The 25,927-nt window shown below is 63.0% G+C and carries 22 protein-coding genes and 1 tRNA gene; 5 read left to right on the top strand and 18 right to left on the bottom strand.

Annotation, left to right across the window (positions count from 1 at the left end; genetic code table 11):
• The first annotated feature begins 13 nt into the window (after positions 1–13).
• The gene (locus ASD07_RS13065; RefSeq protein ID WP_055930497.1) at positions 14–1,714 is read left to right on the top strand and encodes a methyl-accepting chemotaxis protein; all 1,701 of its coding nucleotides are present in this window, start codon (positions 14–16) and stop codon (positions 1,712–1,714) included.
• Positions 1,715–1,734: 20 nt separating this feature from the next.
• Here the strand turns inward: ASD07_RS13065 and ASD07_RS31680 are convergent, their stop codons facing one another.
• From ASD07_RS31680 to ASD07_RS13085, 4 genes are all read right to left on the bottom strand, one after another.
• Positions 1,735–3,411, bottom strand: coding sequence for a methyl-accepting chemotaxis protein (locus tag ASD07_RS31680; RefSeq protein WP_055930500.1), 1,677 nt, complete (start codon positions 3,409–3,411; stop codon positions 1,735–1,737).
• Positions 3,412–3,537: 126 nt separating this feature from the next.
• A complete protein-coding gene (locus tag ASD07_RS13075; RefSeq protein ID WP_055930504.1) occupies positions 3,538–5,163 on the bottom strand; it encodes a methyl-accepting chemotaxis protein in 1,626 nt (541 codons plus the stop codon).
• A 162-nt stretch (positions 5,164–5,325) separates the two neighbouring features.
• Positions 5,326–6,372, bottom strand: a complete 1,047-nt coding sequence (locus tag ASD07_RS13080; protein WP_055930506.1) for an aldo/keto reductase — start codon at positions 6,370–6,372, stop codon at positions 5,326–5,328.
• 2 nt (positions 6,373–6,374) lie between these two features.
• Positions 6,375–7,415: a quinone-dependent dihydroorotate dehydrogenase gene (locus tag ASD07_RS13085; RefSeq protein WP_055930509.1), complete on the bottom strand. Its 1,041-nt coding sequence runs from the start codon at positions 7,413–7,415 to the stop codon at positions 6,375–6,377.
• 60 nt (positions 7,416–7,475) lie between these two features.
• On the opposite strand from ASD07_RS13085, the gene ASD07_RS13090 reads away from it, so the two are divergent.
• A complete protein-coding gene (locus ASD07_RS13090; RefSeq protein WP_055930512.1) occupies positions 7,476–8,789 on the top strand; it encodes an amidohydrolase in 1,314 nt (437 codons plus the stop codon).
• Here ASD07_RS13090 and ASD07_RS13095 read toward each other — a convergent pair.
• Genes ASD07_RS13095 through ASD07_RS13105 form a run of 3 tightly spaced genes read right to left on the bottom strand, consistent with a single transcriptional unit; the run spans position 8,755 to position 10,816 of the window.
• Positions 8,755–9,507 (bottom strand): arginyltransferase, encoded by a 753-nt coding sequence (locus ASD07_RS13095; RefSeq protein WP_055930515.1) that lies wholly within the window; start codon positions 9,505–9,507, stop codon positions 8,755–8,757. The genes ASD07_RS13090 and ASD07_RS13095 overlap by 35 nt on opposite strands.
• 26 nt (positions 9,508–9,533) lie before the next feature.
• Entirely contained in the window at positions 9,534–10,241 is a 708-nt protein-coding gene (gene aat, locus ASD07_RS13100) for a leucyl/phenylalanyl-tRNA--protein transferase (RefSeq protein ID WP_055930519.1), read from the bottom strand.
• Entirely contained in the window at positions 10,238–10,816 is a 579-nt protein-coding gene (locus ASD07_RS13105) for an NUDIX hydrolase (protein WP_055930521.1), read from the bottom strand. The genes aat and ASD07_RS13105 overlap by 4 nt, the downstream gene beginning before the upstream one ends.
• 124 nt (positions 10,817–10,940) lie before the next feature.
• Here ASD07_RS13105 and ASD07_RS13110 point away from each other — a divergent pair.
• Positions 10,941–11,017 (top strand) — tRNA-Met (locus ASD07_RS13110).
• A gap of 55 nt (positions 11,018–11,072) precedes the next feature.
• On the opposite strand, the gene ASD07_RS13115 is transcribed toward ASD07_RS13110, so the two are convergent.
• On the bottom strand, positions 11,073–12,086 hold the full coding sequence (locus ASD07_RS13115; protein WP_055930525.1) for a MerR family transcriptional regulator: 1,014 nt from the start codon (positions 12,084–12,086) through the stop codon (positions 11,073–11,075).
• Positions 12,087–12,202: 116 nt separating this feature from the next.
• On the opposite strand from ASD07_RS13115, the gene ASD07_RS13120 reads away from it, so the two are divergent.
• Positions 12,203–12,961, top strand: coding sequence for a hypothetical protein (locus tag ASD07_RS13120; RefSeq protein ID WP_156397988.1), 759 nt, complete (start codon positions 12,203–12,205; stop codon positions 12,959–12,961).
• Positions 12,958–15,198 carry a hypothetical protein gene (locus ASD07_RS13125; protein ID WP_055930532.1) on the top strand — a complete coding sequence of 747 codons (2,241 nt, stop codon included), beginning with the start codon at positions 12,958–12,960 and terminating at the stop codon, positions 15,196–15,198. Before ASD07_RS13120 ends, ASD07_RS13125 begins: the two co-directional genes overlap by 4 nt.
• Before the next feature lie 2 nt (positions 15,199–15,200).
• Here ASD07_RS13125 and ASD07_RS13130 read toward each other — a convergent pair whose 3' ends face one another.
• The 10 genes from ASD07_RS13130 to ASD07_RS13175 form a co-directional block, all read right to left on the bottom strand.
• Positions 15,201–16,112 carry a DNA-3-methyladenine glycosylase 2 gene (locus ASD07_RS13130; protein WP_055930534.1) on the bottom strand — a complete coding sequence of 304 codons (912 nt, stop codon included), beginning with the start codon at positions 16,110–16,112 and terminating at the stop codon, positions 15,201–15,203.
• Positions 16,109–17,008 (bottom strand): DMT family transporter, encoded by a 900-nt coding sequence (locus tag ASD07_RS13135; protein ID WP_055930538.1) that lies wholly within the window; start codon positions 17,006–17,008, stop codon positions 16,109–16,111. Before ASD07_RS13135 ends, ASD07_RS13130 begins: the two co-directional genes overlap by 4 nt.
• A gap of 109 nt (positions 17,009–17,117) precedes the next feature.
• A complete protein-coding gene (locus ASD07_RS13140) occupies positions 17,118–18,125 on the bottom strand; it encodes an XdhC family protein (RefSeq protein ID WP_055930542.1) in 1,008 nt (335 codons plus the stop codon).
• 20 nt (positions 18,126–18,145) lie between these two features.
• A complete protein-coding gene (locus tag ASD07_RS13145; protein ID WP_055930545.1) occupies positions 18,146–18,535 on the bottom strand; it encodes a surface-adhesin E family protein in 390 nt (129 codons plus the stop codon).
• The gene (locus ASD07_RS13150; protein ID WP_055930548.1) at positions 18,532–19,641 is read right to left on the bottom strand and encodes a M48 family metallopeptidase; all 1,110 of its coding nucleotides are present in this window, start codon (positions 19,639–19,641) and stop codon (positions 18,532–18,534) included. Before ASD07_RS13150 ends, ASD07_RS13145 begins: the two co-directional genes overlap by 4 nt.
• Before the next feature lie 10 nt (positions 19,642–19,651).
• The gene (dut, locus tag ASD07_RS13155) at positions 19,652–20,101 is read right to left on the bottom strand and encodes a dUTP diphosphatase (protein WP_055930551.1); all 450 of its coding nucleotides are present in this window, start codon (positions 20,099–20,101) and stop codon (positions 19,652–19,654) included.
• Positions 20,098–21,318, bottom strand: a complete 1,221-nt coding sequence (coaBC, locus tag ASD07_RS13160) for a bifunctional phosphopantothenoylcysteine decarboxylase/phosphopantothenate--cysteine ligase CoaBC (protein ID WP_200953792.1) — start codon at positions 21,316–21,318, stop codon at positions 20,098–20,100. Before coaBC ends, dut begins: the two co-directional genes overlap by 4 nt.
• Before the next feature lie 10 nt (positions 21,319–21,328).
• Positions 21,329–21,841, bottom strand: coding sequence for a signal peptidase II (gene lspA / locus ASD07_RS13165; protein WP_055930557.1), 513 nt, complete (start codon positions 21,839–21,841; stop codon positions 21,329–21,331).
• Between the two features lie 126 nt (positions 21,842–21,967).
• Positions 21,968–24,826: an isoleucine--tRNA ligase gene (gene ileS, locus ASD07_RS13170; protein WP_055930560.1), complete on the bottom strand. Its 2,859-nt coding sequence runs from the start codon at positions 24,824–24,826 to the stop codon at positions 21,968–21,970.
• A 53-nt stretch (positions 24,827–24,879) separates the two neighbouring features.
• Positions 24,880–25,839, bottom strand: coding sequence for a bifunctional riboflavin kinase/FAD synthetase (locus ASD07_RS13175; RefSeq protein ID WP_055930563.1), 960 nt, complete (start codon positions 25,837–25,839; stop codon positions 24,880–24,882).
• Positions 25,840–25,927: the final 88 nt, after the last annotated feature.

Consider the following 25,927-nt stretch of genomic DNA (forward strand, 5'->3'; position numbering starts at 1 on the left):
TGAAGGAGGTTGTATGGGTATCGGTAACTGGAAGATCGGCGTGCGCCTGGCCGCCGGATTGGGTCTTGCATTGGCCTTCATGGTTGGCATTGCCGTTACCGGCATCGTCAACCTGGGTAAGCTGAACGACGGCACCGAAGATATCGCCAGCGACAAGGTGCCGAAAGTAATCCTGGCTTACGAGGCGATCGGCGGCGTCAACGACATCGCGCGCGCCATGCGCAATGCAATGCTCTCAACTGACCCGGAAACGGTAAAGAAGGAGTTGAGACGCGTCGAGGACAGGAAAGCCGAGATTGATGGCAATCTCGATAAGCTTGCCAAATTGATTTCAGATGATGTGGACGCAGAAAGCAAGGCCAAACTCAAGGCGGTGCAGGAGGCGCGCGATCGCTACCTGGTCGTTCAGTCGACTTTCCTGCAAAAGTCCGCCGACGACAGCCAGCGCGAAGCGAACGTCAAATACCTGCTGACCGCAGTGCGCAAGGAGCAGACCGCTTACCTGGCCGCGCTGGGCGAACTGGTGAACTACCAGGCGGCCGCCGTGAACGCCGCCAGCGATGTCGCAGGCAAGGCCTACAGCAATTCCCGCGACGTGATGATCATACTGACCGCAGCGGCGGCCGCGCTGGCGGCATGGGTTGCATGGTGGGTCACGCGCAGCATCACCCAGCCGCTGAACCGCGCCGTTGATGTGGCGGAGGCCGTGGCCGGCGGCGACCTGACGCAACGCATCGACGTTACCAGCCGCGATGAAACCGGCCAGCTTTTGCAGGCGCTGGCGAATATGAACGACAGCCTGGCGCGCACCGTTGGCAAGGTGCGCTCCGGCTCGGACACTATCACCACCGCTTCCAACGAAATCGCCACCGGCAACCTGGACCTGTCCTCGCGCACCGAGCAGCAAGCCAGCTCGCTGGAGGAAACCGCTTCATCGATGGAGGAACTGACTTCCACCGTCCAGCAGAACGCAGAGAATGCACGCCAGGCCACGCAGCTTGTGGTGACTGCTTCCGACTTTGCCACGCGCGGTGGCGCTGTTGTGGGGCAGGTGGTCAACACCATGGGGGCGATCAAGGAGTCGTCGAACAAGATCGTCGATATCATCGGCGTGATCGATGGCATCGCGTTCCAGACCAATATCCTGGCGCTGAATGCCGCCGTCGAAGCGGCACGCGCGGGCGAGCAGGGAAGGGGCTTTGCCGTGGTGGCGTCGGAAGTGCGCAACCTGGCGCAGCGCTCCGCCGCAGCGGCGAAAGAAATCAAGGAGCTGATCGGGCACTCGGTCGACACAGTCGATGAAGGCGCGCGCCTCGTCGACCAGGCGGGGGAAACGATGGATGGCATCGTCAAGGCGGTGCAGCAAGTCAGTGACATCATGCAGCAGATCAGCGCCGCCAGCCAGGAGCAGAGCAGCGGCATCGCGCAGGTCAATCAGGCCATCGTCTCGATTGACGATGTGACGCAGCAGAATGCGGCGCTGGTCGAAGAAGCCGCGGCGGCTGCGCAATCGATGCGTGACCAGGCGGAAATGCTGGCCGAGGCGGTCAGTGTGTTCCGCCTGGCCGACCACCAGGCCGATGCGAAACGGCTGGCCGTGCGGGCAGTGGTGAAGGCGGCCACGCGACCGGCTGCAACTGCCGCCCCGCGGCTCGGCAAGCCTGCAGTGGCCGCAAAAACGGCCCGTGCGGACAATGAGTGGGAAGAGTTCTGAAGCGGCGCGGCTTGGAATTCTTACCAGCCGTCGCGGGTGCTGTTGGCAGCCAGCGCGGTGCGACGGGCCGCGGTTGCCGGAGCAGGCTGCATCGCGGCACGCGCAGCCAGGCGGGTGACGACGGCACTGCGGCGAGCCGGTTCAGCGGCGCCCGCTGCCGACAGCCGGAACACGCTGACTGCTTGCGATAGCGAGCCCGCCTGCTCTTGCAATGCGCCGGCAGCAGCGGCAGCTTGTTCCACCAGTGCGGCATTTTGCTGGGTTGCGCTGTCCATCTGTACCACAGCCTGGTTGATCTGTTGCAGGCCCGCGCTTTGCTCGCCGCTGGCAGCTGAAATCTCGCCGATAATGTCCGTCACCTGCTGCACGCTGAGCACCACCTCGGTCATGGTGCTGCCGGCCTGGTCGACCAGGCGGCTGCCTTCTTCCACTTGTGCCACCGAGTTGTCGATCAACTGTTTGATCTCCTTGGCGGCGGCGCCTGCTCGCTGGGCCAGGTTGCGTACTTCCGATGCGACGACTGCGAAGCCACGCCCCTGTTCTCCGGCGCGTGCAGCTTCCACCGCTGCGTTCAAGGCCAGGATGTTGGTCTGGAATGCGATGCCGTCGATGACCGAAATGATTTCCACGATCTTGTAGGCCGACTCGTTGATCGCGCTCATCTTATCGACCACTTGCGACACCACGGCACCGCCGCGCCGCGCCACTTGCGATGCATTGCCGGCCAACTGGTTGGCCTGCCTTGCATTGTCGGCATTCTGGCGCACGGTGGAAGTCAGTTCTTCCAATGAGGATGCAGTTTCTTCCAGCGAGCCTGCTTGCCGCTCGGTGCGTGCCGACAAGTCCACATTGCCGCTGGCGATTTCGGACGAAGCGGTGTTGATGGAGTCGGTAGCCTGACGCACATTGCCGACGATGCCGACCAGGCTGATGCTCATCTCGCGCAAGGCAGCCAGCAGCTTGCCGGTTTCATCTTGCGTATACACCTCGATCTGCTGCGTCAGGTCACCGGCTGCCACGCTCTCAGCGATCCGTATCGCGCGATTGAGCGGGATGGTAATGCTGCGCACCAGCCACCAGCCGATGCCTGCTGCGAGGGACAAGCCTCCTGCCAGGATGCCGATCACCATCAGGCGGAAGCTGGAGAAGCTGGCCTGGGATGTTTCGTACACCTGCTTGCCGATATCCTTCTGCAAATTGACCAGCTGGTTGATCACGTCGCGTACCGGCACGAAGCGTTCGCTCATTCGTCCATGCATTATGGATTTCATCTTCTCCATGTCACCGGCGCGGGCGGCTGCCAGCGCAGGTTCCAGTCCCTGTTCGAGATAGGCGGAGTGGGCTGCGCTGAAGCGCTCCACCAATGCCTTTTCTTCCACGGTCATCTGCGTGGCGATGTAGGCTTTCCAGATCGTGTTGGCCTGGGCGTGATCCTGCTCCACGCCCTTGACCATATCCGGCAGGGCGGCGGCATCACCGAGTGCCGCATTGGCCATTGCCAGCTGGTTGCGATTCATCGAGCGGATCATGTCCTGCAACTGCCCCAGCGCCACCAGGCGGTCCTCGTATACCGTCTGCAGGGAGGCATTCGAATTCGACAAGCTGGTAATGCCGGCAATGCCAATCACCGTCATCATGAGGGACAGGATGGCCAGGACAGTGACCAGGCGGGTTTTGATAGTCAGGTTGTTCAGCATGTACGGCTCCAGCCCGCGCGTACGCGCAAGCAAACGGCTTTGGTGGGATAGGAGGCCGCGAGGGTGGGGCGGCGTTTGGACAGGGCTGGCTGGGGCCGGCGAGGCGGACACCCTGGAAACCCGATGCTAGCAATAAGGTTTTAACGAAGCAAGTGAGAATTGGTGAGATTGTGGTTTATTCGCCGCCTGCACCGCTCCGCCGCATTGGGGTGCCAGGCGGAATACGCGCACTGCCTTGGCAAGGGCACAAGCCTGCTGCTGCATCGATGCGGCAGCGGCGGCGGCCTGCTCGACCAGCGCGGCGTTATGCTGCGTGGCCGCATCCATTTGCAGCATTGCTTCGCTGACCTGGCCGATGCCCATGCTTTGTTCGTGGCTGGCGGCAGTGATCTCATTGATAATGCCGCTGACGCGATGCACCGCCTGCACCACCTCATTCATGGTCGTGCCGGCCTGGTGCACCAGGGTGCTGCCAGCATTGACCTGCTGCATCGAGTGATCGATCAATTGCCTGATTTCCTGCGCGGCTGCCGCGGCGCGCTGCGCCAGGCCGCGTACCTCGCTCGCGACCATGGCGCAACCTTCAGGGCTTGCACCGCCGGCGCGCTGGGCTTCGGCAGAGGCATCCATCGCCAGGCGACCGGTCTGGGTGGCTATGCCGTCGATCACGCCGATGATGTCGGCCATCCTGAGCGAGGAGGCGTTGATGGCATCCATCTTTTCCACCGCCTGGAACACTGCGGCGCCGCCGCGTGTCGCCAGGTTCGCTGCACCTTGCGCCAGCAGGTTCACCTGGCGGGCATTGTCGGCATTCCGGCGCACAGTGCAGGTCAGCTCCTCCATCGACAAGGCGGTTTCCTCCAGTGCGCTGGCCTGTTTCTCGATACGGTGCGACAGGTCAAGGTCATCGTCGGCAATGTGCGCGGATGCGGCATGCAGGGTTTCGGTAGCCTGCCTAACGTTGCCGACCATGCCGGCCAGGCTCGAGTTCATTTCCTTCAGCGCCGCCAGCAACTGGCCGGTCTCATCGTTCGCAGTGATTTCAATCTGCTGCGTCAGGTCACCTCGGGCGACGGCCTGGGCAATGGCGACCGCACGATTGAGCGGCTGCGTGATGCTGCGCACCAGCCACCAGCCGATGATGGTGGCGAGAATGAGGCCGGCCGCCAGCAATCCAATGACCAGCTGGTGCTGGCTGGCGTATTTGTCTTCCGATGCGAAGTACTGCATTCTGCCGCGTTCGAGCTGATAGGCGATCAGCTTTTCCATTTCGATGCGAAGCTTGGGGAACATATGCTCTACCGGACCATCCACCAGGATGCGCATGGCGTCGATATCGCCTGCTTTGGCGGCGGCCAGTGCAGGCGCCAGGGCGTCGAGCATGAAGTGCCTGCGGGCGGCCTCGAAGCGTTCCGCCATTTCCCTTTCTTGCTCCGTGACGAAGGTTTCGCTGTATTCCTGCCACAGTTTGCTGGCATGGTCCCGGTCCTGTTCGACTTGATCGATCATTGCGGGCAAATCCGGTAGATCGGCATTCGCGGCGCGAACAATGACGAGCTGGTTGCGTAGCATGAGGCGCATCATCCCGTCGAGGTGACCGAGTGCCAGCAGGCGCTCCTGGTAGACGGTGCGCAAGGTATTGTGGGTTTGGCCAAGGCTTGCCAGGCCAACGCAGCCTACTGCAAGCAGCAGCACGGATAGCATGGTCAGGACGGCAATAAGCCGCGCCCTGATGGTCAGGTTTTTGAGCATGTCGGTTTTTCGAGGAAGATTGCCAAGGCCGCGGGGAGGTGGCGGCGAAGAATCAGGAAAGACATGGCCCGTGAGAGCGGGCAACCTGAGTGGGGAATAGTATCAACAACGTTCCCATACAGCAATTGGATAGATGGTCAGGCGCGCACCTGACCTTATCGGTTACTGCCCGGGGTTGGGCAGTTTGGCGTGAATTGCGTCGACTGCTGCCACAACCTCCGGCGACAGGCGCACATCGAAGGCATCGATGTTCTGTTTGAGCTGCGCCAGCGTGGTGGCGCCGATGATGGTGGAGGCGATGAACCAGCGAGAATAGCACCAGGCCAGTGCGAGCTGGGTTGGCGTCATCCCGTTGTCGCGCGCCAGTTTGGCGTACTGCGCCACCGCATCCAGTACGCCCGGACGCAGGTAGCGCGGGCTCCAGGTTGGCGGGAAGATCGTCAGGCGGCCGTGCGCCTTGGGATCGTCGTGATACTTGGCCGTGAGCTGGCCGAACGCCAGCGGGCTATATGCCATCAGGCTTACTTGCTCGCGGAAGCAGGTCTCGTCCAGGAAGCTGGTTTCGAAATGGCGCGCCGTCAGGTTGTACAGGTTCTGGATGGTGGCTATGCGCGGCAGGCCCTTCATTTCGGCCTGCTTGACGAATTCGGCCACGCCCCAGCTGCTTTCGTTCGATACGCCGATGTGGCGGATCTTGCCTTCCCTGATCAAGTCGCCCAGCACGGCCAGCGATTCTTCGATGGCGATGCTGTGGCGTTCCTTCTCAGGATCGAACTGGCTGGCGCCGAAGATCGGCACATTGCGGCTCGGCCAATGCAACTGGTACAGGTCGATGTATTCCGTCTGCAATCGTTGCAGGCTGGTCTCCACCGCAGCGCGGATATTGGCCGCATTGTGGTTGCTCTTGCCTTTGCGGATCCAGTGCATATACGGATTGGGTCCGGCGACCTTGGTTGCCAGCACCACGTCGGCGCGGCGGCCGGACTTTTTCAGCCACGTGCCGATGAAGCGTTCGGTATCACCCTGGGTTGCAGCGGACGGCATCACCGGATACAGCTCGGCGGTGTCGATGAAATTGATGCCGCGCTCCAGCGCATAATCGAGCTGGGCGTGCGCATCGGCTTCGGTGTTCTGCTGGCCGAAAGTCATCGTGCCGAGGCAGATCTTGCTGACCTTCAGGTCGCTGCGGCCGAGGGTGATCTTCTGCATGCTTAGCCCCGCAGCGCGTCGGCGCAATCGCGCACCAGCGCCGGGCCGGCGTAAATCAGGCCGGAGTAGAGCTGCACCAGCTGTGCGCCGGCTTCGATCTTGGCCTTGGCATCCTTGCCCTGCATGATGCCGCCGACGCCGATGATCGGCAGCGCATCGCCCAGTTCCGCTTTGAGCAGGCGAATCACATTGTTCGACAGTTCGAATACGGGCGCACCCGACAGGCCGCCGGCTTCGGCGCCGTGCTGCATGCCTTCCACCGCGGTGCGGCTCAGGGTGGTGTTGGTGGCGATCACGCCGTCGATTTTGTGGCGCAGCAGGGCGTCGGCAATGTTCTTCACCTGGTCGCCATCCATGTCCGGCGCGATCTTCAGGGTCATCGGCACGTAGCGCTTGTGCTGGTCGGCCAAGCGCAGCTGCGCTTGCTTCAGTTGCGACAGCAGGCCATCCACCTCCGATGCGCCCTGGAGCTGGCGCAGGTTCTTGGTGTTGGGCGAGGAGATGTTGACGGTCACGTAGCTGGCGTACGGGTAGACCTTGTCCAGGCAGTGCAGGTAGTCGTCGACGGCGCGCTCGATTGGCGTATCGGCGTTCTTGCCGATATTCAGGCCCAGCACGCCCTCGCGGTTCTGGTAGAAGCGCGACGACTGCACATTGGCCACGAAGGCGTCGACGCCGCCGTTATTGAAGCCCATACGGTTGATGATGCCGTGCGCCGCAGGCAGGCGGAACATGCGCGGCTTCGGGTTGCCCGCTTGTGCGCGCGGGGTCACCGTGCCCACTTCGATCGAGCCGAAGCCCAGGTCGGCCAACGCATCGATGAAGGCGCCATCCTTGTCCAGGCCAGCAGCCAGGCCGACCGGGTTGCGGAATGTCAGGCCCATGACGGTGCGCGGGTCGTCCTTCGGGCGGCGCACCATGACGCGCGTCAGGCCCAGGGCAGACAGGCGCTTCAGTGCCGGCAGGGTGAAATGGTGGGCGGATTCGGCATCCATCGAGAACAGGATGGGGCGGGCCAGGGAGTACAGGAATTTATCGGACATTGTGGGGAGCTTTGGTGTATTTTTGTAGCATTTTACACTGCGCCCCCTGGAGGACCTTCCGTGATCAAGCCTGGACTTGCCTTGCTGGCCTGCCTTTCCCTGCCTGCCGTCGCCGCCGAAAACCAGCTTTCCGCCGCCATTGCGCGCGACTATAAAACCAGCCTGGAGCCCTTGTTCAACCACTTGCATGCCAATCCGGAGCTGTCCTATATGGAGGTGCAGACGGCCGCGCGCATGGCCAGGGAATTGCGTGCAGCCGGTTTCGAGGTGACGGAAGGCGTCGGCAAGACCGGCCTGGTGGCCATCCTGCGCAATGGCAAAGGCCCGACTGTGATGGTGCGCGCCGACATGGACGCGCTGCCGGTGGAAGAGAAGTCGGACGCGCCGCACGCCTCCAGGGTCAAGGTGAAGGATTTGAGCGGCAACTTGGTGCCGGTGATGCATGCCTGCGGCCACGACGTCCACATGACCAGTCTGGTCGGCACCGCGCACCAGATGGCGGCCCGCCAGGGCGACTGGAAGGGCACCCTGATGCTGGTTGGACAGCCAGCCGAGGAACGTACCGGCGGCGCGCTCGATATGATGGCCGACGGTATCTACAAGCGTTTCGGCAAACCCGATTACGCGCTGTCGCTGCACGTTGGCGCCGATATCGAAGCCGGCAGGATTGAAGCCGGCGAAGCGCCGTTCTCCGGAGCCGACCTGATGGAAATCGTGGTGCACGGCATCGGCACCCACGGCGCCAGCCCGCATACCGGCAAGGACCCGGTCGTTATCGCCTCGCAGATTGTGCTGGCGCTGCAAACGGTCGTCACGCGCGACATCGCACCGCGCGAAGCCGCCTTGATTACCGTGGGCTCCTTCCATGCCGGCACCAAGGGTAATGTGATCAGCGATACCGCGCGCCTGGAGTTGACGGTGCGTTCGGAAAGCGACGAGACGCGCGCCAAGCTGCTGGAGGGTATCAAGCGGGTGGCCGAGCACACCGCACGCGCTGCCGGCGTACCGGAAGACAAGCTGCCGGAGATCCGCCATACCGACCGTCCGGTGCCGCCAACGCTGAACGACAAGGCCATGCTGCAGCGCCTGCGCAGCGTATGGTCAAGCAAGCTGGGTGAGGGAATCTTCGACAAGGGCTACCAGCGTGGCAGCATGGTCGGCGAAGACTATGCCCACTTCATTTATGGCCAGGGCATCCCGAGCGTGTATTTCATGATCGGCGGCACCCCGCCGGCGCTGGTGGAAGCGGCGCGCGCCGGCAAAGCCTCAATTGCGTACAACCATAGCCCGCTGTTCCGCGCCGATGCGGAGAAGTCGATCCAGACCGGGGTGCTGGCCACTACGGTTGCGCTGCTGGACCTGATGAAGAAGTAAGCGGGCCCCACACGCCTTTGATGCGTGCCTGCAGCGGCTGGAATTTGATCTTGTAGTTCATCTTCGGGCTGTCTTCGATCCAGTAGCCCAGGTAGACGAATTCCAGCCCCAGTTCATGCGCCTGCGCGATCTGCCACATCACGTTATAAGTGCCGAAGGAGGCGCCGGGTACGTCCGGGTCGAAGAAGGTGTAGACCGACGACAGCCCGTCCGACAGCACGTCGATGATGGAGACCATGCGCAGCGTGCCGTCCGGTTCGCGGAACTCCACCAGGCGCGTGTTGACCCGGCTTTGCAGCAGGAACTGCGCGTACTGGTCGCGTGAATCCTGGTCCATGCCGCCGCCCGCGTGGCGCGTACTTTGGTAGCGCAGGTAAAGATCGTAATGTTCGTCCGAGAACGACAGGCTGGCGACGCCGGCTTCCAGATTGCCGTGGCGCGCCCATGCCCGGCGTTGGCCGCGTGTCGGCGAGAACCCTGCGGCCACCACGCGCACCGGGATGCAGGCCTGGCATCCATCGCAATATGGACGATAAGTAAAGATGCCGCTGCGGCGAAAGCCGTTCTTCACCAGCTCCGAATACACATCGGCGTTGATCAGGTGGGACGGCGTCGCTACCTGTGAGCGGGCCTGTCGTGCATCAAGATAGCTGCACGGATAAGGCGCCGTTGTATAAAACTGCAACGTTGCGAATGGAAGGTCGTTAAGCTGCGTCATGATTCATATCATAACGCGTCCGCGGCTTAAAACGGTGCGATAGGGCACCAATCGCGTATCTGTGGCATCACAATATTTTTCTGCAAGTGGGCAATGAAGTCCTGGCGCGGTATGGGGCGCGCGCCGAGCGAAGCCAGGTGGCCGGTCTCTTGCTGGCAATCGATCAGCTCGACGCCGTGCTGTCGCAAAAAATGCACGAGGTAGGCCAGGGCGACCTTGGAGCCATCGGTGATGCGCGCGAACATCGACTCGCCGTAAAACATGGTGCCGATGGAAACGCCGTAAGCGCCGCCGACAAGTTCGCCGTCCAGCCACAATTCGGAGGAGTGGGCGAATCCCTGCTGGTGCAGGCCGCTGTAGCCGGCGATGATGTCTTCTGAAATCCAGGTGCCGGGACCGTCGCGCCGTGGTGCGGCGCAGGCGCGCATCACCTGTTCGAAAGCGCTGTCGAAACGCACTTCCCAGTGCTGGCCGTCGCGCGCAATCTTCTTCAGCGTCTTGCGCAGGCTGTCGGAAATCTTGAAGTCGGCGGTGCGCAGCACCATGCGCGGGTCGGTGCTCCACCAGAGGATGGGCTGGCCCTCGGAAAACCACGGGAAGATGCCGCGCTGGTATGCTGCCAGCAGCCGTTGCGGCGATAAATCAGCGCCTGCCGCCAGCAGGCCCGGCGCGTCCGTGCTCAGGGCTTCGGAGACGTCGGGAAAGGGCGTGTTGGCGTCGAGCCAGGGAATCATGTGTCGGACGGCTGGCGCATTGGCTGGGTGATGTCCTGGGTGTGGAAACCGTAGCCGCCGCCCTCGCGCATATTGGCGCGGTCGGCAAAGAACAACTCCAGCGTGGTGCGGATGGTCGGGAAGGCCAGGTCATCCCAGGGGATTTCCGCTTCCGTGAACATTTGGACGTCGAGGCTCTCTTCTCCCGGTGCAAAGTCGAGGTCGCGCAGGGTGGCCAGGTAGAACATATGCACCTGGTGCACGCGCGGCACGTTGAGCAGGGTGTACAGCTTGCCCAGGTCGATATTGGCGCCGGCCTCTTCTTCGGTTTCGCGCTGGGCTGCCTCGGCCGTGGTCTCATTGTTTTCCATGAAACCTGCCGGCAAGGTCCAGAAACCGCGGCGCGGCTCGATCGCTCGCTTGCAAAGCAAAACCTGCAATTCCCCGCCGCACTCCCAGACCGGGACCGTTCCCACCACCATCTTGGGATTTTGATAATGGATTGCGGAGCAGTTGACGCAAACATAGCGCGGCCGGTTGTCACCGGCCGGCACCATCAACTCAACAGGGTGGGCGCATTCTGAACAAAATTTCATACTGTCTACTTTACACCGAACTGCCGATTGCCGGAATTGAGCGAAATATATTCGAGCTATCGTAAGAAGATGTGGGATAAATATTGCCTAAATTGGCGGGAGGCCCTATAATACTTGCATCAGACGCGGGGTGGAGCAGTCTGGCAGCTCGTCGGGCTCATAACCCGAAGGTCACAGGTTCAAATCCTGTCCCCGCAACCAGAATTCAGAAGAAACCGTCATCGGCAGCTTGCGATGACGGTTTTTTTTCGCCGTTTTATTCCGCGGCGTGGGCCTGGCGCAGGAAATCCAGCAAATCGTCGCTCATCATGCGGCCGGCATTGAGCGCGGGTTCGTTTTCAAGTGCTTTACGGAAGCGCTCGCGAACGCCCGGTGCATTGCCGACCATATCGGTGAACAGTGCGTACCAGCGATGCGCCAGGGCACGCGCTTCCGGCGCCAGGGGCGAGGGGTTGGCGGCCATCTGGTCGCGGATTTCGCTGATCAGCCCCGGCCATTCCTGCGCCCGGGTGCTGAAATGCTTGTGCATGGTCTCGATTTCCTCGGGCAGCATGTATTTGCCGTAGATTGCCAGTTTGCTCAGGCCGCCCGCTGCCGCGACGTAGTCGCGCATCTCGACCGTGATGCCACTTGATTTGCGGTATTCCTCTTCACTTGACCACATATGGTCGAGTCGCCGCATCATGTCGAAACTGTGGCCAGCCTGGCGGCTGAATGTTGCCATCCATTTCTGCGCCAATTCTTGCACCGCTGGATCGGACGGCGCCACGCCTGCCGCCATTTTCTGTCCCACGGCTTCGATCAGCTTGGCCCATTCTTCGGGCGCGGCCGGATCGCTGTACATCGGCAGTTGTGCCAGTTCTTCCTTGCTAAAGTATTTGTCGTACACGGTCATTTGCTCCAGTGTGGTTAGCCAGGTAGCCAATTCCGGTTCTTCGCCTGCCAGTAATTGCCCGCGCAGGGCCACGAGCTGCTCGCGCAGCTTGGCGGCTTCGGCGATTTGCTGGTCGAGCGAATCGATCTGGCGCGCAATCAGGTCGGGCAGGGAAGTGCCGGGCTTGGCCAGGAATTGACCAATGTCGGACAGCGCCATACCGAAGCGGCGCAGCGCCTGCACCTGGTGCAGGCGGGCCACGTCGTCGCGGTTATACAGGCGGTAGCCGGCATCGGAACGTCCCGAAGGCTTGAGCAAGCCAATGCTGTCGTAATGGTGCAAGGCGCGGACGGTCAGGCCTGAACGGCGCGCCAGTTCACCTACTTTCAACATCATGCAGTGCTCCTTTTGTTCGTTACGTTACCAGCATGCTGGAGCCTGACGCTGGGTGAGGGTCAAGCGCTGCGTGCAAAAACGTGATGGTACGGCATCCATCCCTTATGATGTTGGGCATGCAACGTTTGCTTTTACTTATAGTCATCCTGCTGCTGGCCCGCGCGGACAGCAGTCGTGTGCCGAATGCGCATCCGGCGCTGGCGTTGCTGCCGCTGCAGATGGCGTGGGCCTGGGAGCGTGCGGAAGACCTGCGCTGGCTGCCTGGCGATGCCGGCGTCGCATTCGTCGCCTCCAGCATCATGCTGCAAGGCGAGCAAGCGCTGGTGCGTCCGCGTACCGCGCGCCTGTTGGTGGACCCGGCTACCGCGCGCGTGCCGGTGCTGCACGTCGACTTATCGGGGCGCGAGCCGCCGGCATTCAACGATGCGCAGATGCAGGCCATCGTTCAGGAGCTGCTGCGCATTGCGCCGGGGGCCAACCGGCAGGTGGTGCAACTCGATTTCGAAGTGAGGCGCTCGCAGCGCCCATTCCTGGCGCGTACTGTCGCTGCCATTCGGCGCGCCTTGCCGCCCGAAGTGGCGCTATCGGTGACGGCGCTCGCATCTTGGTGCCTCGACGATGCGTGGCTGGCCGAGGGCATGGCCGATGAAGTTGTGCCCATGGCTTTCCGCATGGGTCAGCAACAGCATGCGCTGCGCCAGCGCCTGCGCTGGCAAGGTTTCAGCCAGCCCTATTGCCGCCAGGCGGTTGGCTACGCAACCGACGAACCGCGGCTGCGCCGGCTTGCCCCGCGCAGCTATTATTTTTCGCCCCGATCCTGGACCGCGGCCCAATGGCAGGCCCTCCATTCCCCAAGCAAGGTACACGCTCCATGAAATGCTTCCCCAAGCTGCGCAAGCTCGCAGCTGTCGCCGCGCTCATCGCCCTGCCGCAATATGCGTTTTCCAGCGGCTTCGATGGCTTCACCTACAACCTCTACGCCAATGAACTCATGGTGGCGCCAGGCGCGCTGCCCAAGTATGCCGCCGGCAACCTGGGCGTGCTATCGAGCAGCTATTGGCGGGTCTACCTCTACCTGGCTTACCAGGCTGCCAAAGGGCGCGCCATCACACCGGCGCAAGCGGCCTCGCTCAAAGTGTCGGGTTGGCACTTGGGGGATCACTACAGGGCCTGGGACTATGTGGGCAATGCCGAGAGAAATGGCAGCGCAGACTGGTTCAAGGCGCGCGCGCCGCTCGCAGTGCAAGCAGGGTTGCCGGCTGAGGCCAAGGTCGTGATCACGGGCAGTGAGGACTGGAGCAATTATGTGAACTGCCACGCCGATGCCTTCCGGCGGGCCGCCGTTAGCGCCAAGGCGCGTGCGCAACTTGGGCCCGGCGGCAAGCCTGACCAGTGGTTCAAGGCCTGGCTGGAAGGGCAGGACGCGGTGTTCGCCAATTGCGGCGCGCAATCGGCACCGTCGCAAGCGGTGCTGCCGCCAGCAATACCTGATGATGCCCCCGCCTGGCTGAAGGCAGACCGCGCCTACCAGGAAGCGGCGGCCAATTTCTATTCGGGCAATCTCGACGCCGCGCGCCGCCAATTCCTCGCCGTGGCGCAGGATACGAATTCGCCCTGGCAGCCGCTGGGCGCCTACCTGGCAGCGCGATGCCTGATCCGCAGCGCTACGCTGCAAGGAGAAGGCGCGAGCGACAGCCGCGTCGCCAAATTCAAGCAGGCGCGCGAGGAACTTGCGGCGCTGGCGCCATCCTACGCCCCAGCGAGGCAGATGATGTTGCTGGTCGATGCACGCCTCGACCCCGCCGCGCAGGTCAAGCAGTTGGCACGCCGCCTGGAGCAGGAACCTTTCACTGCCGATACACCAGGCATGCTGAGCGATTACCTGCTGCTGCTTGATAAGCTGCCTCGCAACGAAATGATCGGCGCCAAGGAGCCGCTGACGGCATGGATCGGCACCATGCAGGGCAATTCGTTCGATTGGTATGACGGCAGCGACAATCCCGAAGTGATAGAACGCCGCAAATTGGCACTGGATGCGACGCGCCAGCATTGGCAGAAGCATGGCGACGCCCTATGGCTGGCGCCCCTGCTTACATTCGCCAGGCCTGGCGAGCTTAGCGAAGCCGAAAAGAAAGCAGCTGCCGCAGTGCCGGCCGGCCATCCGCTCTACCAGACCATGCAATACAACCTGGTTCGGCTGGCCGTTTCGGAAAACCAATTGGCGCAGGCCGACAAGGACATCGACCGCCTGCTGGCAAGCCAAGGCAAAGCCATGTCGGTCGCCACCACCAACCGCTTCCTGGCGCTGAAGATGCTGACGACAGGCTCGCTGGAGGGCTTTGTCAAGGCCGGACGGCGCGTACAGGACCCAGTGGAGCGCGGCGCACCGATCGATGATGGGGCAAAAGATCCGGAAGGAACCGACGACGATTTTCGCGTGGCGGTGTACCGCCACTTGCCATTGGCCAGCCTGAAGACGCTGTACGCCAACCCCGATTTGCTGCCAGCCTGGAAAGTGGAGCTGCGGGAGGCCATCTTCACGCGCGCGCTGGTTGCGAATGATGAGGCGAGCGCGCTCTCATTGCTGGATAGCGTTGCCGAGGGGCGCAACACGACCGCACATTTGTACGCGCGCTATCGCAAGGCTGCCAGCGGGGCGGACCGCAAGCTGGCCGCTGCACTGATACTGGTGAATACTCCGGAACTGAGGCCGCACGTATTCACCCAGGCAGGCCTTGGTAACGATGGGTCCTGCCGGCCTGTCAATATCGGCGAGCGGCCGGCGCCGGCGCCGCGCTTCCTGGGCAAGGAGCAGCGCGCGGAAGGCGAGCGGGAGCAGCAAGGATTGCGCCAGCTGTCACTGCGCTCGATGTTCCTGGCCCCGACGCTGATGGCATGGGCTTCGGCCAAGCCGAATGACGTCGAAGCACCGAAAGCCTTGCATCTCCTGCTAGCATCGATGCGCAACGAGTGCGCGTGGGCGCCGACTGCGGAGAGACCAACGCCAGCGCAATGGGAGTTGCGCAACAAGTATTCGAAGCAAGCCTTCGCCATGCTGCACAAGCTGTACCCGAGCAGCGACTGGGCCAAAAAAACCAAATACTACTATTGAGTTCAGGGCTCGAATGCCAGGCTGGCCCACAGGTGGGCCGCCGCCATCGTGCGGTGCGGGGAATAGCGCTGCAGCAGGGCTTCGGTGCGCACCATGTCCGGCTTGCTCTCCTCGCCCAGCAAGCGCTGCAGCGCTGCGCGGATGGCGACGTCGCCATGCAATGAGCAATCGGCGTAGCCGTAGCCGCGCAGCAGGGCATAGTTGATCGTCCAGGGACCGATGCCCTTGACCGCCAGCAGGTTGCGGCAGATCGCCGGGATCGGGTTGTCCTCGCGCTCCTCGATATCGAGGTCACCGTCGGCGACAAGCTGCGCGAAGCGGATCAGGGTTTCCGCTTTGGCACGCGAGAATTTGCGGGTGGTCAGGTCTTCGACGGTAAGCCTGGCCACGTCGACCGCTTCCGGATAGCACCACAAACCGTTCTTATGCTGGCGTCCCGCCTGCAGGATGAAGGTGCGGCGCAAGGCGATGGCAAAGGACAGGTTGATTTGCTGGCCGATGATGGCCCAGGTCAGGGCTTCGAATACAGTTGCCGACTGCACGATCCGCAGCCCCGGCTGGCGAGCGACCAGAGGCCCCAGCAGCTCATCGTCGCGGGCGAACGCAACGAAGGGCGCCGGATCAATGTGCAGGCCGAGGATATTGCGGGTCGCGGCCTCGACTTGCGCCGCCAGCGCAGGCGGAACCTTGCGCGCCCGCGGCAAGTCAATGTCGGCCTCACAGGCGATGGAGCGCGCGCGCCCCTTCGGCAGCGCGACCGCGAGCAGCACCGGCACGCCATCGAACAGCACGCCCTTGCGGATCGCCTCGTCATTCACTTGTTCCGCGACGCTTTCGGCATCGCGGCCGTGAAAGGCCAGGACATCCTGCACGCGATAGGCGGCAGGCAGGGACAGTGAAAACGTATGCTTCATACGGCCTCGGACTTTCGCATCCAGGGCAGCTTGACCTTGTAGCCGGTGACCAGCATGGTGCCGGTGATGACGATGGCCGCACCGGCAATCGTGTACCAGCCCACCACCTCATGCAGGAAAAGCGCACCCCACAAAATACCGAACAAGGGATTCAGGAAAGTGACGGTCAGTGCCGAAGTCGGCCCCACATCGCGCACCAGGCCGAAGTACAGCAGGTAAGCGATGCCGCTGCACAGTACACCCAGCGCCAATGCAGCGGCCATGATGCCGACGGTCGGCTCCCCGGGCTGCGGGAAGATCGCCAGGGAAGGAATGGTCAGCAAGGCCGCCGCCCACATGCTGCCGTGGGCGTTGGCGAAAGGCTCGACGCCCTGTGCCGATTTGGCCACCTTGGTGTAGGTGGTCGCAATGCTATAGCTGAAGGCCGCCAGGGTCGCGGCAGCGATGGCCAGCCCGGCGCCTTCCTTGCTGCTGGCATGATCGAACCCGACCAGCATCGCAACGCCAGTTGTGCCCAAGGCCAGGCCAAGCATCACGCGCCTGGAAACCATATGGCGATGCCACACGGCGCCAACGATGGCGCCCCAGATCGGCGCTGTCGCATTCAAGACCGACAGCACGGAAGCTGTCAGCGTCTTGGCCGCAAAGGCAAACAACAGGAAGGGCAGGGCAGAATTAAAGAAGCCCAGCACCAGGTAATGTTTCCAATGCTTGCCCAGGTCCAGCCGCTTGCGCAGCACCAGCGCCACTAAGGCCAGGAAGATTGCCGCAAATGTCACGCGATACTCGATCAGCACGCCCGGCCCCAGCACCGGCGCCGCAATCCGCATGAACAGGAAAGAGCCGCCCCAGATGGCAGCCAGCAAAATCAATTTGAGAAGGTTCGAAGTATTCATACTGTTCAGTTCGTGTCACACCGTGGGGTCACACCCGTGTCCCATTTCGGGCGTGACCCCATGGTGGAACACGGGCTGGGCTGTAGCAAGCTGGTTCTTGCGATTGAATTCATGTCGGGCAGGCGGGGCCGGGGGCTGTTGCGAGGGCGGCGGCGTGGTTGATCTGCAGCACTTCGGGGACGCCGTTCTTTATCGCCGTCATTTCGGCCAGGATGGAGATGGCGATCTCCGGCGGCGTCTTGCTGCCGATGTACAGGCCGATCGGCCCGTGCAGGCGGGCAATCTGTTCTTCCGTGAGGTCGAACTGCAGCAGCCGTTCGCGCCGCTTGCTGTTATTGGCGCGCGAGCCGATGGCGCCAATATAGAAGGCGTTGGACTTGAGCGCTTCCATCAGCGCCATGTCGTCCAGCTTGGGGTCGTGCGTCAGCGCCACTACCGCGCTACGCGAGTCGAGCTGCATCTCCAGCACCAGGTCGTCCGGCATGGCGTGCACCAGCGGCACCTCGGGCAGGGCCCAGCCGGCGCGGTATTCCTCGCGCGGGTCGCACACGGTGACGTGGTAATCCATGGCAGTGGCAATCTGCGCCAGCATGCGCGAGAGCTGTCCGGCGCCGATGATCAGCAGCCGCCAGCGCGGGCCGTGCTGGGTGACCAGCAGGTCGCCGCTGCGCTCCAGCACGGCGCCGGGACGGGCGCGCTCGAGCATGACTGAGCCGTCGCTTAAATTGAGCGTGCGCGCCACCAGTTCGTGTGCGGCCAGGCGCTGCAGCAGCTGGTCGATGCGACTGTGCGGGCCAAGCGGTTCCAGCGCCAGTTCGATGGTGCCGCCGCAGGGCAGGCCGAAGCGGTGGGCTTCATCGGCGGTGATGCCGTAGCTGACGACCTCGGGCAACTCGCGTACGATGCCCTCCTTGCGCACGCGCTCGATCAGGTCGTCCTCGATACAGCCGCCGGAGACCGAGCCGACCACGCGGCCATCGTCGCAGATGGCGAGGGTGGCGCCGATCGGGCGCGGGCTGGAGCCCCAGGTGCGGATGACCGTGACCAGTTGGCAGCGGTGTCCTGCTGCCAGCCAGGCGGAGCAAGTCTTGAGTACTTCGAGGTCGATGCTGTCCATGCACCGAACTATAGCAAGGGTCAGCGCTTTTTGCAGACGGCCTCGAGGGCCTTGCCGGGCAGGCTGTCGGGGGCGGCCGTTTCGGGATCGTAGGCTTCGTATTTGAAGGTGCCGACCGGCTCGCCCTTGCCCAGTACATCGGCGTGGAAGGTCTGGCTGAGCAGGGTCCGGGTGCCGGCGTCGCAGGCATACAGGTGCAGCGAGCGCACCGAGAGGTACATCTTGCCGTCGGGCGCAGTCTGCGGCTTGCGGAAAGTTTCCATGGTCCAGGCCTTGCGGCCTTCGGCTGCGCTGCGCACCGATTTACTGTCCAGCATCAGGGTGCTGTCCTTATCTCTGGAGACGGTGGTCCAGGGGCTCGCCAGCGCGATGCAGGGCGCCATGGCGAGCAGCAGGACCACCGTTTTCATGGCAGCAGCGGACGTTTGGCGGCCTGCTTGGCCTTGATTTCGGACACGCTGCGGTCCATCGCGGCCAGGCGCGCGGTGACGTTGGGATGGATCGCGGTGTAGCCATTCAGCGCCGTGGCGGGATACTGGCCGGACAGGCGTTGCCAGAAGCTATGCGCGTTGCCGATGTTATAGCCGGCGCGCGCCAGCATGTACAGCGCCAGGTTGTCGGCCGCCACGTCGTAATCGGCTGGCATTGGGCGCACGCCGGCTGTCCCGACCAGCATGGTCAGGTCAGGCCGCACGGACGCCAGGTTGTCGATGATGCTGGCCATGGTGGCGGTGCTGCGCATCGAGCCGGCGTGGCCCAGGATGTTATGCGCCAGTTCTTTTGCCATCACGTAGGCTACTGCTTCATCGTTCTGCGCGAAGTTGATCATGCCGCGCGTGAGCATGACGCGGCTGCCGTCGTTGTAGGCGTTCACATTGTCCGAGTTGCCCAGGTCGACGCGGAAGGCGCAGGCGCGGGTCACCGGTACATTCAGCGTCTGGTTGCTGCCGTTGCGGGCAATGGTCATGCTCAGCGTAGCACTGCTGGCGGTCAATGGACCGAAGACGGCAGCGGCCTTGCTTTCGGCATCGTGGCCTTTCGGCAGCGCTTTGCCGCCGGCGGCGATCAGGTCGTCTCCCTTGCGCAGGCCGGCCTTGGCGGCACCGCTGCCGGCCAGCACGCCGGACACCTGCAGCACGTCGTCGTAACCCAGCACGGCGCTCGAGGCGTCGGCGTATTCGCCCGGATAGGAGTACTTGTTCTTGGCCGTGAAGCCGAGCATGTTGCGCGCTTGCGCCTTGCACAGGTCGGCGTTATTGATCAGCAGCGGGGCGGCGATGCGGTACAGGCGCTCCTGCTGGCCGGCGATGACTTTCAGGTTGTCGCGTGCGGCCTGCATTTGCGGCGTGACTACCGGGGCGGCTGGCGCCGACGGCGGGATCGGCTGTGCCGGTGCGGCAGGCTCGCTGCCGGGCTGGATGGTGGAACAGGCAGAGAGCAAAAGCGTGGCCGCAATCGCGGGCCAGGTCAGCCGGCGGGCCGGCGAAGAAATGTGATTGCGTTGCTCTACTGCCATATATATTTCCTTAGTGCTTGCCAGTGCTGCCGAAACCTCCGGCGCCGCGGTCGCTGGCCTCGAAGTCTTCGACAACATTGAAGCCAACTTGCAGCACGGGCACGATGATCAATTGCGCCAGGCGCTCCATTGGATTCAGCGTAAACGTGTTTAAGCCCCGGTTCCAGGTAGACACCATCAACTGTCCCTGGTAATCGGAGTCAATCAAGCCTACCAGATTCCCTAAAACAATGCCGTTCTTGTGGCCCATGCCGGAACGCGGCAGGATCATGGCAGCGTAGCCCGGGTCGGCGATGTGGATTGCCAGGCCGGTCGGCACCAGCACGGTCTGGCCCGGCTCGATCACCAGCGGCGCATCGATGCAGGCACGCAGGTCGAGGCCGGCGCTGCCAGGGGTTGCATAGGCCGGCATCTGTTCTTTCATGCGCGGGTCGAGGATTTTGACGTCTACAGTTTTCATTGGAATAGCGAGTTCTTGTCGATGCGTTTGGCGATTTCGGAAATCAGCTGGCGCGCCAGCGTGAGCTTGTCGGCGCGCGGCAAAATGGTATGTCCGTGTTCGTCAAACAGGATGATGGTGTTGTCGTCCTGGCCGAAGGTGTTGTGGCCGATGTTGCCGACCAGGAGCGGGATTCCTTTGCGTTCGCGTTTGCTGGCGCCGTATTCGATCAGGTTTTCCGATTCGGCGGCGAAGCCTACGCAGTAAGGCCAGCCGGCCAGGCTGGTGCGGGTGGCCACGCTGGCCAGGATGTCCGGGTTCTGTTCGAACTTCAGTTCCGGCACGCTGCCGTCGCCGGTTTTCTTGACCTTCTGCGCGCTCGGATTCACCACCTTCCAGTCGGCTACCGCCGCCACGGAGATGAATACGTGCTGGCCGCCGATCTGGTCCATCACGGCGTCATACATCTGCTGTGCGCTCTTGACGTCGTGGCGCTCCACGCCGAACGGCGTTGCCAGCGCGGTCGGGCCGGACACCAGGGTCACCTCGGCGCCGGCTTCACGCGCGGCACGCGCCACGGCATAGCCCATCTTGCCGGAAGAGAGATTGGTGATGCCGCGCACCGGGTCGATGGCTTCGAAGGTCGGGCCGGCGGTAACCAGGATGCGTTTGCCTGCCAGGACTTTCGGCTGGAAGGCGGCGATCATTTCCGCCAGCAGCTGTTCCGGTTCCAGCATGCGGCCCAGGCCTGTTTCGCCGCAGGCCTGGTCGCCGGCGGCCGGACCGAAAACGGTGATGCCGTCTTCACGCACCTGGTCCACATTGCGCTGGGTGGCCGGGTTGGACCACATTTCCACGTTCATGGCAGGCGCGATCAGCAGCGGCACATTGCGCGAGCGGGCCAGGCACATGGTCGACAGCAGGTCGTCGCACACGCCATGCGACAGCTTGTAAATAAAGTCAGCGGAGCAGGGCGCGATCAGGATGGCGTCGGCGTCGCGGGTGACGTCGATGTGCGCCATATTGTTGTTCACGCGTGGATCCCACTGGCTGCTGAACACCGGCTTGCCGGACAGCGCCTGCATCGTCACCGGGGTGATGAAGTGGGTGGCGGCGTCGGTCATCACAACCTGCACCGAGGCGCCTTCCCTGGCCAGCGCGCGGCACAGTTCAGCGGCTTTGTAGCAAGCCACGCCGCCGGACAGGCCGAGGACGATTTTTTTGCCAGTCAGTTCCATGATGCTGCTCCTACTTGTTCACGCGGCGCAGTTCGTCCAGTACGAACAGTGCGGCGCCGATGCAGATAGCGGTGTCGGCGATGTTGAAGGCCGGGAAGTGGCCGAAGGACGCCCAGTGGAAATCGAGGAAGTCGATCACGTGGCCATGCCAGATACGGTCGATCACGTTGCCCACTGCGCCGCCCAGGATCAGCGACAGGGCCCAGCAGAACATGCGCTGGCCGCTGTGGCGCATCAGCAGGTAGATGATGTACAGCGCCGCGAACACGCCGATGGCGGTGAACAGGTGGCGCTGCCAGCCGCCTTCGTTGGCCAGGAAGCTGAATGCGGCGCCCTTGTTATAGGCCAGCACCAGGTTGAAGAAGCCGGTGATGACCTTTTCTTCGCCATACACGAACAGCTTGCTGATCGTGATCTTGGACAGCTGGTCGAGCAGGATGATGATGAAGGCGATTCCCAGCCAGGGAGCAAGGCTGCCGGAAGCGGGTTTGCTGCTGAAGGTGTTGGTCTTTTTGGTGGCCATAAGTAGCTTTTTCTCTATGCGTGCCAGAACCGGTAACCCGGTGCCCGACCCGCTGGGTCAGGCACCGATGCGCGGCTGTCGCGTGTCAGGTGTCTGACCCTGCGGGTCAGACATCGCCCTACCGGTTTAAGCGAACTTGCGGGATTCGCCGGCGCCGAACAGGTTGGAGTGGCAACGGCCGCACAGGCCCGGGTGGTCGGCGTGCGAACCAACGTCGGCGCGGTAGTGCCAGCAGCGCTCGCACTTTTGCGCGGTCGATGCTGCGACGTTCACCGCCTCATCCTCTTCTGCCGCCACTTCGACTGCCTTGGCCAGCGAGGTGATGAAGATGAACTTCAGGTCGTCGTCCAGCGAGGACAATACCTTGAACTTGTCGCCGGCGGCCTTGATCTCCAGCTCCGCCTGCAGCGACGAGCCGATTGCGCCGGAGCCGCGCAGTTCTTCGAGCTGCTTGGTGACGTCGGCGCGCACGGCGATGAGGGTCGCGTATTTGGCCATCAGGGCTTCGCCATCAGCCAGTTCCGGCAGCTGCCACCAGGTCTGGGTGTAGATGGTCTCGTCGCTGGCTTTGAAACATTCTGCGCCGGCGAACGAGGCCCATGCTTCTTCGGCGGTGAAGCACAGGATCGGGGCCATCAGGCGCAGCAACGACTGGGTGATGTGCCACAGTGCGCTCTGCGCCGAGCGGCGCGCCTGGGAATCCACCGCGGTGGTGTACAGGCGGTCCTTCAGGATGTCGAGGTAGAAGCCGCCCAGGTCTTCGGAGCAGAAGTTCTGCAGCTTGGACACGACCGGGTGGAACTCGTAGCGCTCATAGTGAGCCGACAGTTCTTTCTGCAGCGCGGCCATATTGGCCAGTGCATAACGGTCGATTTCCAGCAGCTCGGCCACCGGCACGGCGTTCGCCTTCGGATCGAAGTCCGAGGTATTGGCCAGCAGGAAGCGCAGGGTGTTGCGGATGCGGCGGTACGATTCGGTCACGCGCTTCAGGATCTCGTCGGAGATCGACAGCTCGGAGGTGTAGTCGGTCGCTGCAACCCACAGGCGCAGGATGTCGGCGCCCAGGGTGTCGGACACCTTCTGCGGCGCGACGGTGTTGCCGATCGACTTGGACATCTTCTTGCCTTCGCCATCGACCACGAAGCCGTGGGTCAGCAGCGCCTTGTACGGCGGACGGCCGTTCAGCATCGAGGAAGTCAGCAGCGAGGAGTGGAACCAGCCGCGGTGCTGGTCCGAGCCTTCCAGGTACAGGTCGGCCGGGAAGTGCGACTGTTCGGGGTGCGAGCCGCGCAGCACGGTCTGGTGCGTACAGCCGGAGTCGAACCACACGTCCAGCGTGTCCTTGTTTTTCACATAGTGCTCGGCTTCCGCGCCCAGCAGGGTGGCCGGATCCAGCGCCTGCCAGGCGTCGATGCCGCCCTGCTCGATCAGCTTGGCCACCTGCTCCAGCAGCTCGGCGGTGCGCGGGTGCAGTTCGCCCGTCTCTTTGTGCACGAACACGGCCATCGGCACGCCCCACTGGCGCTGGCGCGACAGGGTCCAGTCCGGGCGGTTGGCGATCATGCCGTGCAGGCGCGCCTTGCCCCAGTCAGGGAAGAATTCGGTCGCCTCGATGCCTTCCAGCGCGGTTTCGCGCAGGGTGGAGCCGCCGTCCAGCGGCTGGATGTCCATGCCGGCAAACCACTGCGAGGTGGCGCGGTAGACGATCGGGGTCTTGTGGCGCCAGCAGTGCATGTAGCTGTGGTCGAACATCTTCAGTTCGAACAGGGCGCCCGCTTCGCGCAGCGCTTCGCAGATCGGCTTGGAAGCTTCCCAGATACCCATGCCGCCGAACAGCGGCAGGGAAGGGATGTATTTGCCGTCGCCCATCACCGGCTTCAGGATGTCGTCGTCCTTCATGCCGTGCGATTTGCAGGAGATAAAGTCGTCCTGGCCATAGGCTGGCGCCGAGTGCACCACGCCGGTACCGCTTTCGGTGGTCACGTAGTCGGCGATGTATACCGGCGACAGGCGGTCGTAGAAGGCGTCGCGGGCGTGCAGCGGGTGCTTGAAGGCGATGCCTGCCAGCTTGTCGCCGGTGGCGGTGGCGATGACCGTGCCTTCCAGCTTGTAGCGCTCGAGGCAGGATGCCACCAGGTCCTTGGCCAGGATCAGCAGCAGCGGCTTGCCTTCGCGCGCGGTCTGCACCAGCGCATAGGTCACCTCGTGGTGCATGTTCAGGGCCTGGTTGGACGGGATGGTCCATGGGGTGGTGGTCCAGATCACCACGAAGCCGTCGCCGGCAGGCAGGGCAGGCAGGCCGAAGGCGCTCGCCAGCTTGGCGTGCTCGTGGAAGGCGAAGCCGACGTCGATTGCCGGGTCGCGCTTGTTCTGGTATTCCACTTCCGCTTCCGCCAGCGCGGAGCCGCAATCGAAGCACCAGTTGACAGGCTTCAGGCCGCGGTAGACATAGCCTTTTTCCAGCAGCTTGCCGAGGGCGCGCAGTTCGTCGGCCTCGTTACCGTAATTCATGGTCAGGTACGGGTTGTCCCATTCACCCAGGACGCCCAGGCGGATGAAATCCTTCTTCTGGCGTTCGACCTGCTCGTGCGCGTAGGCGCGGGCTTTGGTCAGCACGTCGGCGGTCGGCAGGTTTTTGCCGTGCAGTTTTTCTATCTGGATTTCGATCGGCATGCCGTGGCAGTCCCAGCCCGGCACGTAAGGCGCGTCGAAGCCGGACAGGGTGCGCGACTTGACCACGATGTCCTTCAGGATCTTGTTGACGGCGTGGCCGATGTGGATGTCGCCGTTGGCGTATGGCGGACCGTCATGCAGCACGAATTTCGGGCGGCCGGCCGATGCCTTGCGCACGCGTTCGTAGATTTTCTTGTCCTGCCATTGCTTGACCCAGCCCGGCTCGCGCTTGGCCAGGTCGCCGCGCATCGGGAATGGGGTTTCGGTCATATTGACCGGGTACTTGCTCTTGTTCGCTTTGTTGTCAGACATGATGAATGCTTTAAGTTTGTATTTCGGTAGGCGCTTGCGGAGTCGGGCAGCGTCTAAATTCGGTCGGTGACGGAGTTGGCGGCGAAGAAGGCGCGCGCTTGGTCGGCATCGCGCTCAATGGCTTTGACCAGGGTAGGCAGGTCAATGAACTTTTCTTCGTCGCGTATCTTTTGCAGGAATTCGACACGCACCACCTTGCCGTAGCAGTTCCGGGCGAAGTCGAAGACATGGACTTCCAGCAGCACGCGGCCGGCGTCTTCCACCGTCGGGCGCACGCCGAGGCTGGCGACTGCCGGCAGCGGCTTGTCGCCCAGGCCGTGCACTTGCACGATGAAGATGCCGGCCAGGGCAGGGCGGTGCGGCACGCGCAGGTTCAGCGTCGGGAAGCCGATATCGCGTCCTAGCTTGGCGCCATGGATCACATGGCCGGAAATCGAGTAAGGATGGCCCAGCAGCGCCTGCGCATGCGGGAAATCGCCTTCGGCGAGCGCAGTGCGCACGGCCGAAGAGGAAATGCGGGTCTCGCCGTTGCGCACGGTCGCCAGCACTGCGACTTCAAAGCCGTACTGCCTGCCCGCTTCGGCCAGCAAGGCGACATTGCCGGCGCGCTTGGCGCCGTAGCAGAAATCGTCGCCCACCATCAGCCATTTCACGTGCAGGCCTTCCACCAGCACCTTCTCGACGAAGGCCTGCGGCGACTGGCCGGCAAAGGCGTCGCAGAAATGCTCGACGATGACGCGGTCGACGCCATTGTTTTCCAGCGCCTGCAGCTTGTCGCGCAGGTTGGCGATGCGCGGCGGCGCTTTCGACATATCGCCCATCTTGCGGGCGAAGAATTCGCGCGGATGCGGTTCAAAGGTCATCACGGCCGATTCCAGCCCGAGCTGATCGGCAGCCGCGCGCACGCGCGCCAGCAACGCCTGGTGGCCGCGGTGGACACCATCGAAGTTGCCGATCGTCAGGGCGCAGGGCGCACGCGCCGCTGCATTGGGAAGTCCGCGAAATACCTTCATTTAAGTTGCTGTCAGGCTCAAATGCTTGATTATACGTGTTGAAAGTAAAAAAGCGCTGCCTGCGGGTGCAGGCAGCGCTTTTCTTGGC

This window comes from Duganella sp. Root336D2 (assembly GCF_001425005.1).
In the GTDB taxonomy this organism is placed as follows: Bacteria; Pseudomonadota; Gammaproteobacteria; order Burkholderiales; family Burkholderiaceae_D; genus Rugamonas.

Bases quoted from the DNA above. Each gene is read 5' to 3' on its own strand.
- ASD07_RS13065 (WP_055930497.1), top strand. From the start codon at position 14: ATGGGTATCGGTAACTGGAAGATCGGCGTGCGCCTGGCCGCCGGATTG.
- ASD07_RS31680 (WP_055930500.1), bottom strand. From the start codon at position 3,411: ATGCTGAACAACCTGACTATCAAAACCCGCCTGGTCACTGTCCTGGCC.
- ASD07_RS13075 (WP_055930504.1), bottom strand. From the start codon at position 5,163: ATGCTCAAAAACCTGACCATCAGGGCGCGGCTTATTGCCGTCCTGACC.
- ASD07_RS13080 (WP_055930506.1), bottom strand. From the start codon at position 6,372: ATGCAGAAGATCACCCTCGGCCGCAGCGACCTGAAGGTCAGCAAGATC.
- ASD07_RS13085 (WP_055930509.1), bottom strand. From the start codon at position 7,415: ATGTCCGATAAATTCCTGTACTCCCTGGCCCGCCCCATCCTGTTCTCG.
- ASD07_RS13095 (WP_055930515.1), bottom strand. From the start codon at position 9,507: ATGACGCAGCTTAACGACCTTCCATTCGCAACGTTGCAGTTTTATACA.
- aat (WP_055930519.1), bottom strand. From the start codon at position 10,241: ATGATTCCCTGGCTCGACGCCAACACGCCCTTTCCCGACGTCTCCGAA.
- ASD07_RS13105 (WP_055930521.1), bottom strand. From the start codon at position 10,816: ATGAAATTTTGTTCAGAATGCGCCCACCCTGTTGAGTTGATGGTGCCG.
- ASD07_RS13115 (WP_055930525.1), bottom strand. From the start codon at position 12,086: ATGATGTTGAAAGTAGGTGAACTGGCGCGCCGTTCAGGCCTGACCGTC.
- ASD07_RS13120 (WP_156397988.1), top strand. From the start codon at position 12,203: ATGCAACGTTTGCTTTTACTTATAGTCATCCTGCTGCTGGCCCGCGCG.
- ASD07_RS13125 (WP_055930532.1), top strand. From the start codon at position 12,958: ATGAAATGCTTCCCCAAGCTGCGCAAGCTCGCAGCTGTCGCCGCGCTC.
- ASD07_RS13130 (WP_055930534.1), bottom strand. From the start codon at position 16,112: ATGAAGCATACGTTTTCACTGTCCCTGCCTGCCGCCTATCGCGTGCAG.
- ASD07_RS13135 (WP_055930538.1), bottom strand. From the start codon at position 17,008: ATGAATACTTCGAACCTTCTCAAATTGATTTTGCTGGCTGCCATCTGG.
- ASD07_RS13140 (WP_055930542.1), bottom strand. From the start codon at position 18,125: ATGGACAGCATCGACCTCGAAGTACTCAAGACTTGCTCCGCCTGGCTG.
- ASD07_RS13145 (WP_055930545.1), bottom strand. From the start codon at position 18,535: ATGAAAACGGTGGTCCTGCTGCTCGCCATGGCGCCCTGCATCGCGCTG.
- ASD07_RS13150 (WP_055930548.1), bottom strand. From the start codon at position 19,641: ATGGCAGTAGAGCAACGCAATCACATTTCTTCGCCGGCCCGCCGGCTG.
- dut (WP_055930551.1), bottom strand. From the start codon at position 20,101: ATGAAAACTGTAGACGTCAAAATCCTCGACCCGCGCATGAAAGAACAG.
- coaBC (WP_200953792.1), bottom strand. From the start codon at position 21,318: ATGGAACTGACTGGCAAAAAAATCGTCCTCGGCCTGTCCGGCGGCGTG.
- lspA (WP_055930557.1), bottom strand. From the start codon at position 21,841: ATGGCCACCAAAAAGACCAACACCTTCAGCAGCAAACCCGCTTCCGGC.
- ileS (WP_055930560.1), bottom strand. From the start codon at position 24,826: ATGTCTGACAACAAAGCGAACAAGAGCAAGTACCCGGTCAATATGACC.
- ASD07_RS13175 (WP_055930563.1), bottom strand. From the start codon at position 25,839: ATGAAGGTATTTCGCGGACTTCCCAATGCAGCGGCGCGTGCGCCCTGC.